16 protein-coding genes (1 of these 16 only partly in view) are annotated in these 15,891 nt (G+C 44.6%); 7 read left to right on the top strand and 9 right to left on the bottom strand.

The window, feature by feature from the left end:
- Positions 1-21: 21 nt before the first annotated feature.
- Both LEP1GSC052_RS11085 and LEP1GSC052_RS11080 read right to left on the bottom strand, forming a co-directional pair.
- Positions 22-1,149 (bottom strand): MBL fold metallo-hydrolase, encoded by a 1,128-nt coding sequence (locus LEP1GSC052_RS11085; protein ID WP_020986017.1) that lies wholly within the window; start codon positions 1,147-1,149, stop codon positions 22-24.
- A 27-nt stretch (positions 1,150-1,176) separates the two neighbouring features.
- On the bottom strand, positions 1,177-2,007 hold the full coding sequence (locus tag LEP1GSC052_RS11080) for an SDR family oxidoreductase (RefSeq protein ID WP_020985695.1): 831 nt from the start codon (positions 2,005-2,007) through the stop codon (positions 1,177-1,179).
- Positions 2,008-2,211: 204 nt separating this feature from the next.
- Here LEP1GSC052_RS11080 and LEP1GSC052_RS11075 point away from each other — a divergent pair, with 204 nt between their 5' ends.
- From LEP1GSC052_RS11075 to LEP1GSC052_RS11065, 3 genes are all read left to right on the top strand, one after another.
- A complete protein-coding gene (locus tag LEP1GSC052_RS11075; RefSeq protein ID WP_167593878.1) occupies positions 2,212-2,862 on the top strand; it encodes a TetR/AcrR family transcriptional regulator in 651 nt (216 codons plus the stop codon).
- Positions 2,863-3,041: 179 nt separating this feature from the next.
- Positions 3,042-3,893, top strand: a complete 852-nt coding sequence (locus tag LEP1GSC052_RS11070; protein WP_010574168.1) for a metal-dependent hydrolase — start codon at positions 3,042-3,044, stop codon at positions 3,891-3,893.
- A gap of 343 nt (positions 3,894-4,236) precedes the next feature.
- Positions 4,237-5,508 carry a hybrid sensor histidine kinase/response regulator gene (locus tag LEP1GSC052_RS11065; protein ID WP_010574169.1) on the top strand — a complete coding sequence of 424 codons (1,272 nt, stop codon included), beginning with the start codon at positions 4,237-4,239 and terminating at the stop codon, positions 5,506-5,508.
- Positions 5,509-5,566: 58 nt separating this feature from the next.
- Here the strand turns inward: LEP1GSC052_RS11065 and LEP1GSC052_RS11060 are convergent, their stop codons facing one another.
- The gene (locus LEP1GSC052_RS11060) at positions 5,567-7,054 is read right to left on the bottom strand and encodes a leucyl aminopeptidase family protein (protein ID WP_010574170.1); all 1,488 of its coding nucleotides are present in this window, start codon (positions 7,052-7,054) and stop codon (positions 5,567-5,569) included.
- The gene (gene bcp / locus LEP1GSC052_RS11055) at positions 7,051-7,530 is read right to left on the bottom strand and encodes a thioredoxin-dependent thiol peroxidase (protein ID WP_010574171.1); all 480 of its coding nucleotides are present in this window, start codon (positions 7,528-7,530) and stop codon (positions 7,051-7,053) included. The genes LEP1GSC052_RS11060 and bcp overlap by 4 nt, the downstream gene beginning before the upstream one ends.
- A gap of 145 nt (positions 7,531-7,675) precedes the next feature.
- On the opposite strand from bcp, the gene LEP1GSC052_RS11050 reads away from it, so the two are divergent.
- A complete protein-coding gene (locus LEP1GSC052_RS11050; RefSeq protein ID WP_010574172.1) occupies positions 7,676-8,083 on the top strand; it encodes a hypothetical protein in 408 nt (135 codons plus the stop codon).
- 57 nt (positions 8,084-8,140) lie between these two features.
- Here LEP1GSC052_RS11050 and LEP1GSC052_RS11045 read toward each other — a convergent pair whose 3' ends face one another.
- The gene (locus LEP1GSC052_RS11045; RefSeq protein ID WP_020986393.1) at positions 8,141-8,344 is read right to left on the bottom strand and encodes a hypothetical protein; all 204 of its coding nucleotides are present in this window, start codon (positions 8,342-8,344) and stop codon (positions 8,141-8,143) included.
- Between the two features lie 254 nt (positions 8,345-8,598).
- Here LEP1GSC052_RS11045 and LEP1GSC052_RS11040 point away from each other — a divergent pair, with 254 nt between their 5' ends.
- Together LEP1GSC052_RS11040 and LEP1GSC052_RS11035 are read left to right on the top strand one after the other, a co-directional pair.
- Positions 8,599-9,252, top strand: a complete 654-nt coding sequence (locus tag LEP1GSC052_RS11040) for a response regulator (RefSeq protein ID WP_010574174.1) — start codon at positions 8,599-8,601, stop codon at positions 9,250-9,252.
- 130 nt (positions 9,253-9,382) lie between these two features.
- Entirely contained in the window at positions 9,383-10,018 is a 636-nt protein-coding gene (locus LEP1GSC052_RS11035) for a hypothetical protein (RefSeq protein ID WP_010574175.1), read from the top strand.
- A 117-nt stretch (positions 10,019-10,135) separates the two neighbouring features.
- Here LEP1GSC052_RS11035 and LEP1GSC052_RS11030 read toward each other — a convergent pair whose 3' ends face one another.
- Positions 10,136-12,556, bottom strand: a complete 2,421-nt coding sequence (locus tag LEP1GSC052_RS11030) for a sensor histidine kinase (RefSeq protein WP_010574176.1) — start codon at positions 12,554-12,556, stop codon at positions 10,136-10,138.
- Between the two features lie 309 nt (positions 12,557-12,865).
- Between LEP1GSC052_RS11030 and LEP1GSC052_RS11025 the strand changes: the two genes are divergently transcribed.
- Positions 12,866-14,077 carry a glycosyl hydrolase family 18 protein gene (locus LEP1GSC052_RS11025; protein ID WP_244265295.1) on the top strand — a complete coding sequence of 404 codons (1,212 nt, stop codon included), beginning with the start codon at positions 12,866-12,868 and terminating at the stop codon, positions 14,075-14,077.
- Here the strand turns inward: LEP1GSC052_RS11025 and LEP1GSC052_RS11020 are convergent.
- The 3 genes from LEP1GSC052_RS11020 to LEP1GSC052_RS11010 form a co-directional block, all read right to left on the bottom strand.
- The gene (locus tag LEP1GSC052_RS11020) at positions 14,072-15,244 is read right to left on the bottom strand and encodes an acyl-CoA dehydrogenase family protein (RefSeq protein WP_010574177.1); all 1,173 of its coding nucleotides are present in this window, start codon (positions 15,242-15,244) and stop codon (positions 14,072-14,074) included. The two genes, LEP1GSC052_RS11025 and LEP1GSC052_RS11020, sit on opposite strands and share 6 nt — an antisense overlap.
- 107 nt (positions 15,245-15,351) lie before the next feature.
- Positions 15,352-15,762 carry a hypothetical protein gene (locus LEP1GSC052_RS11015; protein WP_010574178.1) on the bottom strand — a complete coding sequence of 137 codons (411 nt, stop codon included), beginning with the start codon at positions 15,760-15,762 and terminating at the stop codon, positions 15,352-15,354.
- A 21-nt stretch (positions 15,763-15,783) separates the two neighbouring features.
- Positions 15,784-15,891, bottom strand: the end of a protein-coding gene (locus tag LEP1GSC052_RS11010) for an APC family permease (protein ID WP_240631092.1). 1,299 nt of this gene lie beyond the right edge of the window; the window shows 108 of its 1,407 coding nt (coding positions 1,300-1,407); the start codon falls outside the window, past its right edge; the stop codon is at positions 15,784-15,786.

Here is a 15,891-nt window from a genome sequence, read left to right as displayed (position 1 = left end):
ACCTTCGATCTTACTCTTCGATTATTTCACCTTTTCCCACCAAGCTTCGAAAATGAACGGTGCTTTTGCGTCCACGACTTCGCCCGGTTTCGGCGCGACCAAGTCTACAGAAAGATTTTTTGCCGCGTCGACGCTTCGACGAATCGGTTCGTCCCAATCGTGAATCGCAAGATTGAACGTTCCCCAATGAACCGGAAGCATTCGTTTTGCTTTTAAATCCACGTGCGCTTGAACCGCTTTCTCGGGGTTCATGTGAATTCCTTCCCAAGTGACGTCGTAAGCTCCGACCTTGATCGAAGTCAGGTCGAAAGGTCCGAGACGTTTACCGATCTCGGCAAAATGAGGAGAATAACCCGTATCCCCGCTATGAAAGAATTTATTTTCGGGACCGATTACGCTCCAAGAAGACCAAAGAGTAGACTTCGCGTTGAACATTCCCCGGCCCGAATAATGAACCGCGGGCGTGCAAATGATTTCCACTTTCCCGACGTTTCCCTTTTCCCACCAATCGAGTTCTACGATCTGTGACTCGGGAACGCCCCAACGTTCCAAGTGCGCGCCGATTCCCAAAGGAACGAAATACTTGGTTCCTTTGGAAGAAAGATGTTTTGCGGTGATCATATCCAAATGATCGTAGTGATCGTGTGAAATCACGACCGCGTCGATCGGAGGAAGTTCTTCGAGGGAAATCGGAGATTGGAAAAATCTTTCCGGACCTACGCTCGTAAACGGAGATACTTTCTCGGAAAAAACGGGATCGGTCAGAATTCTCACTCCGTCGATTTCCACAAGAACTCCCGTGTGACCGAGCCAGATCGCTCTCAGTCCCGGTTTGGGAACTGCGGAAAAACTTTGGCGATCGGGATGAATTACCGGAATCGGAGAAGGAGGGGTTCTTTGTTCGTTACCGAAAAGTTGTCTTCGAAGAATTTCCGTGTAAGAACCGGAAATCAAATTCGGAACAAAGGGATCGTTTTCGAACTTTCCGTCCTTGAACATTTTGGAAGTCTGCATTCTTTCCAGTCGTTTGCCTTCGGGAGTTCCGCCGAACGAACTCAAACAACCCGTCTGCAAAAAAATCAAAACGACGATTCCCGAAAGAACGATCAAAGATAAGAAAGAAAATTTTTGAATCCGATTTCCGAACATACTCTCTCCTTATACGCGGAATTAAAGTTAAGCCGCTTTCGCGGATCTAAGCAACGCGAGTTTCATCATGGAGAATAGAACTCCGTCGGAAAGAAATTTCCGCAAACTTAAAAGCGCTTTAGCGTCCATTCCTACTACGTAACGAAGACGTTTGGAAGAACTTTTTGCGGCTTTGAAAATTACTTTCGCAACGGTTTCGGAACGACTGGTCATCATCGCGTCTTCCATGTTCTTAAAAACCGCGTCCGAAAATTTCTTATATTCTCCCGGAGCTTGATCGGAAGTGGAGTCGGAGGAACGGCCGATAAAATCGGTGGCGATCGCGCCGGGTTCAATGAGCTTTACTCGGATTCCGAACGGAGACAATTCGTATTGAAGAGATTCGGTGAAACCTTCCAAGGCCCATTTTGTGGAATGATAGAGACTATAAAGAGGGAAGGTGATTCTTCCGCCCATAGACGCGACGTTGATAATGAGTCCCTTTTTTTTGTTTCGGAAGTGGGGGAGAATTTTTTGAATCACGTCCATCGCTCCGAATACGTTCGTATCGAATTGTCTTTGGATTTGTTCCTTGCTCGCTCCTTCGAACGGTCCTACAAGTCCGTAACCGGCGTTGTTTACCAATACGTCGATCTCGCCGAAGGTTTTGATTCCCTCTGCGATCGCCTTTTCGATCGTGTCGGGTTTGGTTACGTCGAGTTTTGTGCAGAGTAGGTTCGGAAGATTTTTAAGGTCCTGATCGTTTTCGGGATTTCTCATCGTTGCGATCACGTTCCAGCCCTTTGCTTGGAAATACTTTGCGGCCGCTTTTCCGATTCCGGAAGACGACCCTGTGATTAACACGGTTTTACGTTTCATTCTTCTTTGACTCCTATATTAATGACTCAAGGTCATTAAGTATTGACTTTCGGTCACTTTATAATGACCTTGAGTCATTGTCAACCACGTACGTCGGAAGTTTTTATGGAAAAGGGGATTGTTTTTGTAATCGGCGGAAAGATTGTTGGAAATAAGAAGACTTCGTGTTCGAAGAATTCTCCCTTAAAACGAAGAATTGCCTTTATGAAAAGCCGAGCCGTAAAAGACGACGATAAGAAAATCAAAAAGGAACTTTTGGTTCGGGCCGCGATTTCCCTTTTTAACAAATCTTCTTTTGAAAAAATTTCCATGGATCAGATCGCCAAAAAGGCGGGGGTCGCCAAGGGAACTCTGTATCTTTATTTCAAAACCAAGGAAGAACTTTTTCTCGAAATTCATAGAATGGATTACGACGCTTGGTTCGAGGCGTTTCAGAATTTTCTTCGTTCTAAAAATCCGGGACTTTCTTCGGCGGAACTTGCGTCTTGGATCACGAATTCTCTAAAGGAAAACCAAAGAACGGTCCGTTTGATGGCGATCGCTTCTGCGCTTTTGGAAAAAAACGTGGTTTTTGAAAGCGCGCTTCGTTTTAAGGATTCGGTTCGAAAGAGCGTTCTCGAATCCGCTCCCGAACTTTGTCGGGCCTTAAAACTCAAAACGTCGGATGAAGCCGTTTTGTTTCTGACGTATTTGCACGCGCTGATCATCGGGCTTTGGCACCACGCCGAACCGGCTCCGATCGTAGTGAAAGTTCTCAATTCTTCCCCGGATTTTGCGGTCTTTCGGATCGACTTTTTCCAAACCTTGGAGCTTGGAATCATTTCCATTCTTTCCGGAATTCAGAAGAATTCTTAAAATCCTCTCGTAAAACTCGAAAAGTGGACGTGGTTCCGACCACTTTCCTCGAAAAAGTCTCGATTTTCTCTACTGATTTCGAAATCGATCAGATCTTTTCAGAGATCGGCGCGCGCTTCGGTTTAGAATATTCTATAGTGATCGCTACAAAGATATAGTAAGTTTGAAGGAGTGAAATCATGACCGTTGAAACGAAAACGAAAAAGAGAAATTTGAAACCAATCAACGCGAATCAACCTACGGTTCGTAAGATGGACTTTGAGGGAATGGGCGATTTGCCGAGTCACTATTTTGATGGGAATTCGTTCATCACTCATATCATCAACGCGTATCACATTCTTTTTCCGGAAGGCGAAAGATTCTTTATCAAAAGCGTAAAGGCTTACGCGGATCAAGTGAAAGATCCTCAGCTCCAAACCGGAATCAAAGCGTTTATCGGACAGGAAGTGCAACACGGAAAAGAACACGAGAAGGTTCTCGAAGCTCTTGCAAAACAAGGAAGACCGGTCGCGCGTTTCGTAAAATTTTTCGAATGGAGCGCGTTCAAAGTGATGCTTCCGTTTTTTGAATTCTTCTTCGGAAAAAAACTGAAACTTTCTGTTACTGCAGGGATGGAACACTACACCGCTACGATGGGGGAAATCACTTTAAGACACGGATTTCACGATCACGCTTACGGAGAAATGAGGGAACTTCTTCTTTGGCACGCTTGCGAAGAGATCGAACACAAATCCGTTGCTTACGACGTTCTTCAGACGGTTTCCAACAGTTATGCTTTGAGAATTTTCGGATTCTTTTTGGCCTCTTGGATTTTCTGGGGTTACGTTTTGTTTTTCCAACACTGGTTTATTTTGACCGATCAGGAAATCGGATTCAAAAAATACTTTCAAGATATGAAAGTTTCCAGACCGTTCGGGAGAATTCTGTTTTTGGAAACTTCCAAAGCGTTCTTTTTGTATTTGAAACCGAGTTTTCATCCGGCGCAGACGGGAGGTTACGATCTCGCGAACGCCGCGTTGGCCACAATTTAAAAAAAATTAGAATTTTAGAATATTGTAAAGGTTGAATCCCTTAAGGGATGCCGCGAAACGGAGGTGCTACCTTTGTTTTCGCGGCAAATCTTGCCTCAGTTTTGAACCATTCTTAAAAAAACGAAATCGAAAATCCTGAAATTTTTTACAAAACAGCCGAAATGACCGAGTTCTTCGGCATTATTTAAATAATTTATTTCATGGTCGTAATGGCATCATAACGCGATTCTATAGATTCGAAAAAGATTTATAAAATTTTTTACGTCTTACTATTCAATCAGTTTCAACAGAAAAATTTCTCTTTCGTTTGAAGCTACATTCTTTAGAATCGTGAGGTGGTCAGATGAAAACCGAATCCGCAATTCTTCCTAAAATTATGATCCTGGAAGACGATTCGCTTTTGAGAGCTCATCTCGGCCGTTTCTTTCGGAACCTAGGACTCGAATACTGCGAGGTTCAAAACGGAATTCAAGCCTTGGAAAAAAAGGAAGAATTCAAACCGGACGCTTATTTCGTCGACTTGGAAATGCCGATGATGGGCGGAAGACAGTTTATCGAAACCGTAAAACAGGAACAACCCGATTCCATCTTCGTAGTGATGACTGCTAACTCGGAACCGAATACGATCATCGATACGATGAATCTCGGAGTATTCGATTACATTCTCAAGCCGATCGATCACGCCGAATACAAAGCCGTGGTGGATGAAATTGCACAAGAACTTTATAAACGAAGACTGGCTCGTTTGCTCGAAGAAGAATCGGATATAAGGCTCAAAAAACAATTGGATTGGGTTTCCTATAAACGTTCCAAACTTACGGAATTGGATTCCTTACTCGAACTTTCCAAGATTACTCTCAACAATATCAAATACGCTCTCTTTAGCGGAGGCGGAATCGGCGCTTTGATCGCTTTGGTTAAGATGATTCACGGTTCCGCGGAAAAAAAGGACTCCGCATACGAGATCTCCGAAGATTTGATGACGATGCTTGCGGAGAATACGGAATACATCGAAAAGAACGTTACGCGCCTCGAAGACACTCTGACCTTGCTCAATCGGGACGTCGCTCCCAAGTTGGAAATTCTATCCGTAAACGAACTGGTCGAAACGTTGACCGAATGTTTTCGTACTTTCGAAAAGGACGAATGTGATTCTATTGAGGAACGAAAGCTTCGTTTTAAAATCGGGAGTAAAAATAAGATTTCCCAGAAACAATTCGTGAAAGTCGATTTGCATTCTTTTACGATCGTGTTTCACGAACTGCTCGTAAACGCGTTGAAGTATTCGGAAAGCGGAAGCGTAGTCGACGTGTATTTTTCGTGCGGTGCGGGGCTTTTCAATCTTTATGTTAAGAATAAGTTCGATCCCTCGTATCTGAACGGAATTTCCGCAGAACAAGAGGACCTCGTCAAACAACCGTTTTATCGTTTGGCGAAATTTATAGACGAGAAGGTCAAAACGGAAAAGGTATTTTCGGGTTTGGGATTGACGTTAGCCGATATCCTGATTCGAAAACACGGTGGAACGTTCGGAATTAAAAATCTGATGGATCATTCCATCGGAGATAAACCGGAAATGGTCGTACTTGCCGCCACGACCATTTCCACTCTTTGAGGTTACCGTCAAAGCGCGTTCCCCATCCTTAATACGGAAGCGCGTTAGACGAAATCGGTTATTTTTTCTTTCCGATCTTTTCCGCGAGATCCACCAAAAGGCGAACCCCGTAACCGGTTGGTCCGTTTCCGATCTGAGTTCCCGAGGATTTTTTTCTCCAAGCGGCGCCCGCGATGTCGATATGCGCCCAAGCGATTCCCGGATCCACGAATCTTTCCAAAAACTTAGCCGCGGATAAGGAACCGCCCGCTCTTCCCGCTACGTTTCGGATATCGGCGATATCGCTTTTGAGGTCCTCCGAATATTCGTCCCAAAGAGGCATTTCCCAGATTCTTTCGTCCGAACTCGCGGAAGCTTCCTTCAACAAATTGGTAAGAGTTTCGGAATTGCTCATAACACCGGCCGCCTCGTGTCCGAGAGAAATGATGATCGCTCCGGTTAAGGTTGCAAGATCCAGCATATAGTCCGGTTTGAATTTTTTTCCCACATAAGAAAGAACGTCTCCCAAAACCAAACGTCCTTCCGCGTCCGTGTTTTGCACTTCGACGGTGATTCCGTTGTGAGCCGTATAAACGTCTCCGGGTTTGATGGCCGCAGCATCCGGCATATTCTCCGCAACTCCGATCGCCGCGATTACGGGAACGCCTAATCCGAGTTCGGCGATCGCTCCGATTGCGTGAATCGCCGCGGCGGCTCCGCACATATCATATTTCATTTCGTGCATGTCTTGTGCGGGTTTGATGCTGATCCCGCCGGAATCGAAGGTAAGACCTTTTCCGATGATCGCGAGTTTTTTCTTCGTGCTCGGTTTTGCGGGAGTATATTCCAAAAGAATCATCTTCGCTTTTTTATCGGAGCCTTCGCAAACGGAAAGAATTCCTCCCATCTTTTCCTTTTTCAACTGCGGTTCGTCGAAAACTGTGATCTTCAGTCCGTTGTCCTTCGCGATCTCTTTGGATCTGGATACGAATTCTTCCGGTGTGAAATGATTTGCCGGAAGATGTGCGATGTAACGCGCTCCGTTGATGTAACGGCTGACTACTTTTCCGCGTTTTAATCCTTTTTCTGCTTCCTTTACTTTTGCCGCGTCTTGAAGAACAAAGGAAACGTTTCCGGTCTTTTTGGAATTCTCCTTAAATTCTTTTGCAAGAACGTTGATCGCGTAAGCGCCTTGTTCCAAAGAATTCAGAATTTGATACACGAGCAATTCAGCGGAAAGGGCGGTGGTGAGAATTTTCGGAAGGTGAATTTCCAATCCGACCCCGTCCCATTTTTTCAACTTTTCTCCGAATTGAAAAAAATGTTGTGCGACCCCGCGGATCTTCACTTTGGAAGAATCGCCTAACCCCAAGTAGATGATCTTTTCGGATTCATCCGTAAAAACTTGTCCGTTGTCTCCGGTGAAAATTCCGGAAGATGTTTGTAAGGAAAATTTCGTCTTTAGATTCTCGGGAAAATGATCCTTGAGTAGAATCTGTAGTTTATAAAACGCTTTCGACGGATTTTTTCCGATCGAGGTTTGGATTTTATTCTTATCCAGTTTCATTTTTTCTCCAGTGATTTGATATCGGAAAGGATCTCGTCGACATGACCTTTCACGCTTACCTTAGGATATACTTTTAAGATTTTTCCGTCGGCTCCGATGAGGAAGGTGGAACGGACGATTCCCATAAATTCTCTTCCCATAAACTTTTTCATCTGCCAGACCCCGTAGGATTCGCAAATCTTTCCGTCTTCGTCCGAGATCAGGGTGAAGTTCAGCTCTTGCTTTTCAATAAATTTCTGATGGGATTTTACGCTATCTTTTGAAACTCCGACCACGTTATACCCGGTCTTTTTGATTCTCGAAAAATTATCCCGAAAATCGCAGGCTTCGGTCGTACATCCCGGGGTTTGATCCTTGGGATAAAAATAGAGAACGGTTCCTTTGGTCCCGCTCAGGTCGGTCAATTTGACCTTTTCCCCTTTTTCGTTGAGTGCCGTGAAACCGGGAGCCTTGGACCCGGCTTTGAGTTCGCTCATGAAGTACCTCTTTGGTGCCAGTCTTTTCCGGGAGCTTTAAAAAAAGAATGAATTTCCGAAATTTCCTGAAAGTGGTCGTAACCCCGGCCATTCTCCCTCGCGTTTTTCACTTGCGGAATTCAGAAAAATATCCGATGGTTTGAGTATGGATTCCAGAGAAAGGGCCGAAACGATTCGAGAAGGAAACCGGGCTTTCAACGAAGGCGATATTCGAAAAGCCAGAGATCTTTTTATAAAAGCGGACTATAAGGACGGTCTGATTCGTCTCGGGGATCATTTTATGTATGAGAAGAAGATGCCCTTGCTCGCATACGGGTATTACAAAAAGGCCGGTTATCAAAAGCGGATCGACGAAATTTTCCAAAGAATGATGTGGGCTCTCAGCCAGTGGATCGGCGCGGACAAGTTTAAGGCCTCACCCGCGGACCCTGCGGTTTCGGGGGGCGGGGTTACGACCACTTCCAGTTTTCCGGACGCCTCCGAGTTTCAAATTCATCCCTTGTTACGACAAACCGCGCTCGATATTCTCAAGAAAAAAGGAATCCAGGTTTAAAGATCCGGTTCTCAGGGAAAGTGGGTCGTAACTCCGGCCAACTTTCCGATTTCGACTTTACTTTCCGATTCCATTCTTCCTTTCGAACTCGGTCACATTCCCGCAAAGAACCTCTTCCTTGTGATACGGATCAAAATCCAAAAAAGGCATCTCCTTTTCCCAACGATAAACCACGGTTCGTTTTCCCTGAACGCAATCCCAGAGAAAGTAATCGTATCCCATAAAGGTTCCGGTTCGATCGTGACGATCCGGTTTCGGCATACCGATCGTCTGAAATCCATAAGAAATTTTGCAAGTGCTTAGAATAAAAACAAGAAAGGGGATAATAAAGAGCTCAAAACGGAAAAGAAATTTCATGACATCAATGGATGAAACCTAACGGCAATTAAATCAAGTTATAAAAACAGATTCCTTTTTTGCAACGTATGAAAGTCGCGGTTTTTCTGAAGTCGGTTTAAAATAATCTTCAAAAGAATCTATTTACAAGGTTTTAAGTCGGATTAACTTACGGTAGAATGGTTCGCGCGAAAAAAAGTTCAATCTTTCTTGTAGACGATCATCCCGTCGTACGAACCGGATTGCAAGCGGAGATCGAAGCCGATCCCGAATTCGATTTCGTAGGTTCCGCGCATTCTTTGAAGGAAGCGATTCGAAGAATGAGCTTTTCAAGAGTGGATCTTCTGATCAGCGATATCTCTTTGCAAGAGGAGAATGGAATTCAAGAACTCGAAACGATCAAAAATAAATTTCCGGATTTGAAGATATTGTTCCTAACGATGCACAGAGATTGGTCTTATCTTCAAAAAGCTTTCGCGCTCGGAGCCGACGGATATATTCTAAAAAGCGAATCTATGACCGCGCTGATCTCAGCGATGAAGACGGTCTTAAACGGCGGCAAAGTGTTTCCGGAAGAAGTAAAAAATTTCAGACCCGAAACGGAAATCACGAAAGAGATCGGAAATCTGATCAATCGATTGACGAAACGAGAAAAGGAAATTCTAAACCTTCTCGCAAACGGAAAGATGAACCGTGAGATCGCGGAAGAATTGGATCTCAGCATAAGAACCGTCGAAACCCATAGAGCTTCGATCTTTAAAAAATTGGAAACCGAGAATCTCATAGAACTCGGACGTATTCTCGTTCAACTCAAAGCCTCCGGTCTTTTCTAACCGACTACTTACCGTACGACTTTTTCTCCGTAGTTCCCGAAATTCACAAAATCCGTGTTCGATGATAATCTTTCTTCAGAATCAGTTTTTGATTCGGAAAAAACTTTTTGAAAATTTTGGAGTTTCTTAAATGAAGAAATTAATCGTGTCCTTAAATCTCGCCGCCGTTCTACTCGTATCAGCGGATTGTAAAAAGAACGAATCGGACGACAATACTTCCTTGGTCGCGGCTCTTGTCGCATTAGCAAACGGAAACTGTTTCAACGTTCCTCAGAAAGTCGCGGTAAAGGACGGTAACTCCTCCGCAGTAACCACATACACGTGCGCCGTGGCCGGAAAAATTTACACCTGCGTTCCCAACACGGGAAACACCGTGGTCCGCACCTATTCGACCGCGGTTGCGGCCAAACTCGGAGTTGTGGATCCTCCTCCGTTTTCGAATCAGCACGTTCAAAGAGGTCTTGTAAGTAGAGTAGAGGGCGCAACGACCAACACGTTCACATACAACAGCTCGAATCAGTTGACCGCGGTCGCGTCTCCTACGGTTACGTATTCCAATTACGATACATTAGGATTTCCTAAAACGACTTCCGGCGGACAAACGATCACAAATACGTACGCGGCAGGAGCGACGAAACCCACCACTTCTTCGGACGGAGCGATGACGTATACGTATGATTCGAACGGGTGGGCGACCAAGATCGATTTCGGATTCGGTCAACCCACGACCGCGGAGAATACGGGTTCCTTATCGATCTGCGATTGAGAATGGATTCGAAGCGACGTCGCATCGCTTCTTTCCCTCCAGGATTCTTTGGATTTTTTTCGGGTTCCGTTTTGTTGATTTTGTTAAACGAAGTATTAAACGAAATGGAATTTTAAATCAGCAGGGTAGCAGAACGGTAAATCTGCTACCTTTTCCCGGACTGGAATCGATCAAAACTTCCCCACCGTGCGCGAGCGCGATCTTTCGAACGATGGAAAGTCCGAGTCCGCTTCCGAGAGGTTTTTTGGTTTCCATCATGGAGTTGTAGAATCTGATTTTCGATTCTTCGCTGAAACCGGGACCGTCGTCCGTAAAGACGATGTAAAGAATGGGTCCTTCCTTTTCCACTTGAAGAAGAAAATTGCCGCGATCGCCGATGGCCTCCAAGGAATTTTTGGCGATGTTCAGAATCAGTCTTTGAATCCGAAGCGGGTCCAATCGAACGGTTCCATCCGCGGCGATGTCGCAGGAAAAACGGATTCCACTTCCCTCGAAAAAAAGTTCCAAATCCTCTTTGATTCCCTGGAAAAATTTTCGGATATCCACTTCCTTAAAGTCGAGAATGATTACTTTTTTAGAAAATTCTAATATATCCAAAGAAAGGTTCGCCAACGCGTCCGTTTCCTTTTTGGCCCTTGCAAGATCGAAATCCTTCTTTTCGTTTTTGTCCGAGTTGAGATTTCTCAAAACCTTTTGGATGAGAATTACGTGATGTCCTATGTCGTGTGCGATCTCCCCCGATAATTCTCCGATGATCGCGAGTTTTTCCCGATCCTGTCTGAGAACGTTTTGTATCGAAAGCGCGAGCGCGTATGCGATTCCCTGCACCCAATCCATTTCGGAATCGGAATTCAAAAAAATTCCGATCGGAAGATCCAAGATGACGAAACTCGCCTTGCTGTTTTGTACCGGAAGCAGAAAACTTTCTCCGATGACGGCGGGAGAATGCAACGCTTTGAGATCGATCTCCAGAGATTCTTTCGAAATAAAACCCGAAACGTCGCGAATCGAAAGATTGTCCTCTTCATCGAGAGAATATTGTTTCCAAAGGGAGGAATTCGATTCCGGTAAATAAATATTCAACCCATCGTTTTTGGAAGGCAAAGAATTTAATATTCCGTTTTTTGAATGTCTTTCGATGTTCAAAAGTGAATTCTTCCGATTCATATCCTCGATGTTTTTGGAAAGAATTTTCAAAGTTGTTTGCGCCGCCGCGTTGAACGAAGCCGAGGTCATGATTTCCCGCGTGGAGGAAACGAGACTTTTCATCTTGTGGGAAAGGTTCTCCGAACGGTTTAACGAATTCGAAAAACGTTTCGAAATCAACACCGCGTGAGAAGCGATCATCGCGAGTTGTCCGTACGGAAGCACATACGTCGAAGTGTGCAGAAAACCCATGTTAAGCGCGATATCGTGGAACGTGCCGAACATGATCACGATATAACCCAAAAATAAAATCCACGCTCCCTCGTATTTTTTATGGATTCCGTAAAGAAGTAGAATGCTCCAACCCGGAATCGTTACGAAAAAACCGTATATCGAAATCGGATTGAGCGTCAGAGTGTAGATCTGATTCGGAAAAACCGCGACGATTAAAGCCGTGACGAAATAAGGAAGGTCGAAAAGAAGACCGTACTTTTCCCAGAATTTCGTATAACAAAATCTATGGAGGAAGGCATACAAAGCGGGCGCGGATAAATAAACGGAAATGTATTCAAGTCGGTTTAATATCTCCCAAGGAACGTTCGGAAACATAAGATGCCCGAGACGTTCGCCGGTGGTAAGACCTCGGATCAAAATGAGAATACAATGAGTCGCGAAAAAAAGCGGAGCGGGATCTTTTTTTCTGAAAAAGAAAAACACAAGATTGAAGACCGCCATAAGAACCGCGGCGATACAAACCGCTAGGCTGATTCCTTTTTTCGTTTGCGCTTCTCCGAGAATATCCTTTAAACTTCCGATTCGAATCGGAAACCAATAACCTCCCCATCGATTTTGAAAATTAGAAACATGTAATACTAGATGAAGAGTTTTCGAATCCGGGAGGACGACGATTTGAGGTTTGTAAAGCGCGTGCGAGGTTTCCGGTTTGTCTCCGACGTTTCCCGCGTTTGCGATCAACTTTCCGTTCACATACAGATTGTAAGCGGTGCCTATGTCCGGAATCGTAAGCGCCGAGTTCGGAATATTCTCCGGAAGGAGAATCGTAAGTTCGTAGGATGCGAATCCGTGACTTCCCACGGTATCTCCGTTAAACGACGTTCCGTTCCAAACCGAAGGAGTTTCGATCCATACATATCCTGTCGCATTATTTTTCGGATCAAAATCGTTCGGTTTTATAAAACGATTCCAGAAGAATTTCCATTCTCCCGTAACGGGAATCGTTTTTTCGCCGTGAAAATCCCAATCCGATAAATTCAGAATTCCCGATTTCGCTTTCGGAATCGAAGACGTCTCCGCATAAGCGACGTTCAACGGAAAAAAGTGAAAGGCGATTATGAGAAGAATCGGGGTCTTGAATTTAACTTTGAAACACACAAAAAGTCTCTTGGAAGAAAAGAAGTAGGATCGAAAAGATAACCCATCTTAAAAGAGCCGCTCGGCCTTTGAAAGAAAGTTTTTATTGAATCAAATGGAAACAAAGCGGCCAAGCGGAACGATTTCGGACGGGAATTCAAATTGCAGAAGAGGGTTGCCCGATTACGCTGGTTGAAAACCGAACTTTTACTCGGGATCAACGGCTTGAAATCAAAACTACTTATATCGATTCTTTCTTTTTTAATTGCAATTTTTGCGGCGTATTTCGTCTTTCAGAACGAATGGAAGGGGTTTCTTCGCGAAAAGGAAATTCCGTTTTTATCAAAACTCACTTCGCTTAACAATTCGGAAACTTCTTTCGAAAAAAACGAAAAGGAATTTCTCGCTTCTACTTGGTCCGCCGATATCGTCGCGATGACTCAGAACATAACTCTTTACGACGAGATTCATCCGTTTTTATACACTCTGGAAGGCGGAAGGAGCAACACCGGGAACATCAAATCTGTCTGGAACCCTAAGGCTCAGGAAGTTTACATCTGGGCCTTGAAAACGATTTCGCCGAAGACGAAAATCATACCGACCATCTTTCGATGGGAAAACGATTTTGAAAAGGTTTCCGATGCGATCGGTTTAAACGGAAATACGAAAATCAGAGACTATCATATCGGACAAATTCTCAAAGAAATCGAAACGTACGGATACGACGGGATCGACATCGACTACGAGGGAATGACCTGCGATAAAAAGGAAAGTTTCGAAACCTTCTTAACTCTTTTGTCCGGAGAATTAAAAAAACGGAATAAACTTTTATCCGTCGCGATTCATCCGAAAACGTTCGCCGAGGAACCTTCGGAATATCTCTGCAAAGAATCCGGAAAAAAGATGAACGTGGATTTTTACGAAGCGTATCGGGGGCAACTTTCGCACGACTACGAGTTTTTGGGAAAGGTCGCGGATAAGGTCAAGATTATGGCCTACGAATTGCATCCGAGAAAAAACGCGTTTCCCGGACCGGGGCCTCAGGCGCCATCCTGGTGGATCGAAAGAATATTAGAATATTCTACTAAAAAGATTCCTAATTCTAAATTGTATATGGCTATCCCCACCTACGGATACGATTGGCCCCTCAACTGCGACATTCCTTCCAAGGCGGTTTTTTATTCGAGGGCGCAGTATATTAAAGCGAACTGGAATCCGAGATCCGAAGAGCCGACCGACGTGACGAAAATATTTAAGGACGCGAGAAAAACCGGCGATTGGATTTATCTTCGTCCGTATTTGTATCGCCACGAAGGATATGTTTACGACGATCCTTCTCTTTGGTATACATTGGGCGGTTGCGACCGAGTCGCGTTTTATATGAACAAACGATCCTTCGAAACCAAGATGAATCTGTTGAAAAAATACAAGATCCGAGGATTCTCCTTTTGGCAGCTCATACAGGACAACGATCCGGAAATCCATTCTTACTTGAAGGAAATGATCGAAAATCCGAACGGAGCCAAGAAGGGAAGTTTATGAGCTTTTCATAATGCTTCCTGCAATGATCAGCTTTTGAATCTCGCTCGTTCCGCCTCCGATTTCGCCGAGGCGCACGTCCCTGTAAAGTCTGGAGACTTTGTATTCTTCCATAAAACCCGCGCCTCCGTGGATTTGAACCGCGAGATTGGTCACTTCTCTTGCGGAAGTGGTCGCGAACAACTTGCAGGACGCGCATTTTCCGGAAAGATGCATATTCCCTTTTCCTAATGAATCTGCTTGTTCCATTTCCCAGGCTACGTTGTATGTAAACCAGCGGGACGCTTCGAGTTTCGTATAAATTTCCGCGAGAAGATTTCCCACCGATTGATGTTGTGCGATCGACTTGCCGAAACTTTTTCTCGTCGAAGCGAACGCTTTCGATTCTTCTAAACAAGATTCCATCAAACCGATGGACCACGCGGCGAGAGAAATTCTTTCCATGTTGAACGTTTGCATGGTTTGTCTAAAACCTTTTCCGAGCGAACCGAGAATGTCCTCCGAAGAAACTTCCACGTCTTCGAAAAACAAAGCGCCCGTGGGCGAAGCCTTTAGACCTAACTTCTCCATCGGCGCGGATCTTTGAACTCCTTTGGAATTCAGATCGACGAAAAAATGCGTAAGCCCTTTTTCTTTTCCGTTTAAATCCTGAACCCTCGCAAGAACCAAACAATCGTCCGCGATCGGAGAATTCGTGATGTACGTTTTTTGTCCAGAGAGTTGATATACACCTTTGGAAATTTCTTTCGCGACCGTTCGAATCGAAGAAACGTCCGAGCCGGAATCGGGTTCCGTGATTCCGAGAGAACCGATCTTGGTTCCGGCGTTGATGGAAGGTAAATACTTTCTTTTTTGTTCTTCGGTTCCGAAATGAAGAAGGGGCAAGCCGAACAAACCGCCCGAAGCGCCCACGGAAAAAAACGTGGAGCCGCAAGCCTTTCCTAAAGTTTGCATCGCGATCAAGGATTGAAACGTTCCCGCGTTCGAGCCGCCGTATTGTTCCTCGTGCGGCAAACCGATATAACCTACCTGTGCAAGTTTATGAAAATGAGATCTTGGAATTTCCTTTTTACGATCCGCTTCTTCCGCAAACGGTTCGATTTCTTTTTTACAAAAATCGGAAAACGAATTGATGAACAAAAGTTCATCTTCTGATAAATTGAAGTCCATAACTTCTCCTTAAACTGAGGAGGCAATCTGAAACGGTTTATAATTTTTGCAATGGAATAAAGAATCTTTTTGAAAGAAGACGTTGCCGATTTCGAAAAGAATCGGGGCTATTTTCGTTTGCGACGGATTCTTCTTCCGTAAATCCAACCCGCGATCAGAAGAGGATAGCTGATCCAAGCGACGAGATTTGCGTAAAAGTTGGAATGATTTTCGGAGATGCTCGGAATCTGCAAGGCCAAACCCGCCAACAGAAGAATGATATGAATTTCGGTATATTCGGAATTTTGAACGAACATATATTTACCGAGACCGGCTCCTGTTAAGAATGCGAACAAACCGAGGACGATTCCGATCTTTCCGGAAAGGAGCGCGATCTCTTGCGTTGAAATCAAAAATGAAAACGAAGACGCAACCGAGGAAGGAAATGAAACGAGAGAAAGAAAAATTCTAAAACTTAAAAAGAGAATGGAAAGAATTCCCAAATAAGAATGAAGTCTGAGCCGATTCTTTGCCTTCAAGGAAGAAACGAGAACTAAGTTCTATGGTTCTCCGCTTGTTACGGGAACGGGTTCGTTTTCGGGAAGAAGGCTTGTCGCCAAAAGTTCGGGAGATTCGTTGTCGAGCGGAACCGGGGCTTGTCGTTGAGA

The organism is Leptospira kmetyi serovar Malaysia str. Bejo-Iso9, assembly GCF_000243735.2.
GTDB lineage: Bacteria > Spirochaetota > Leptospiria > Leptospirales > Leptospiraceae > Leptospira > Leptospira kmetyi.
This window is presented reverse-complemented; position numbering and strand designations above follow the sequence as displayed.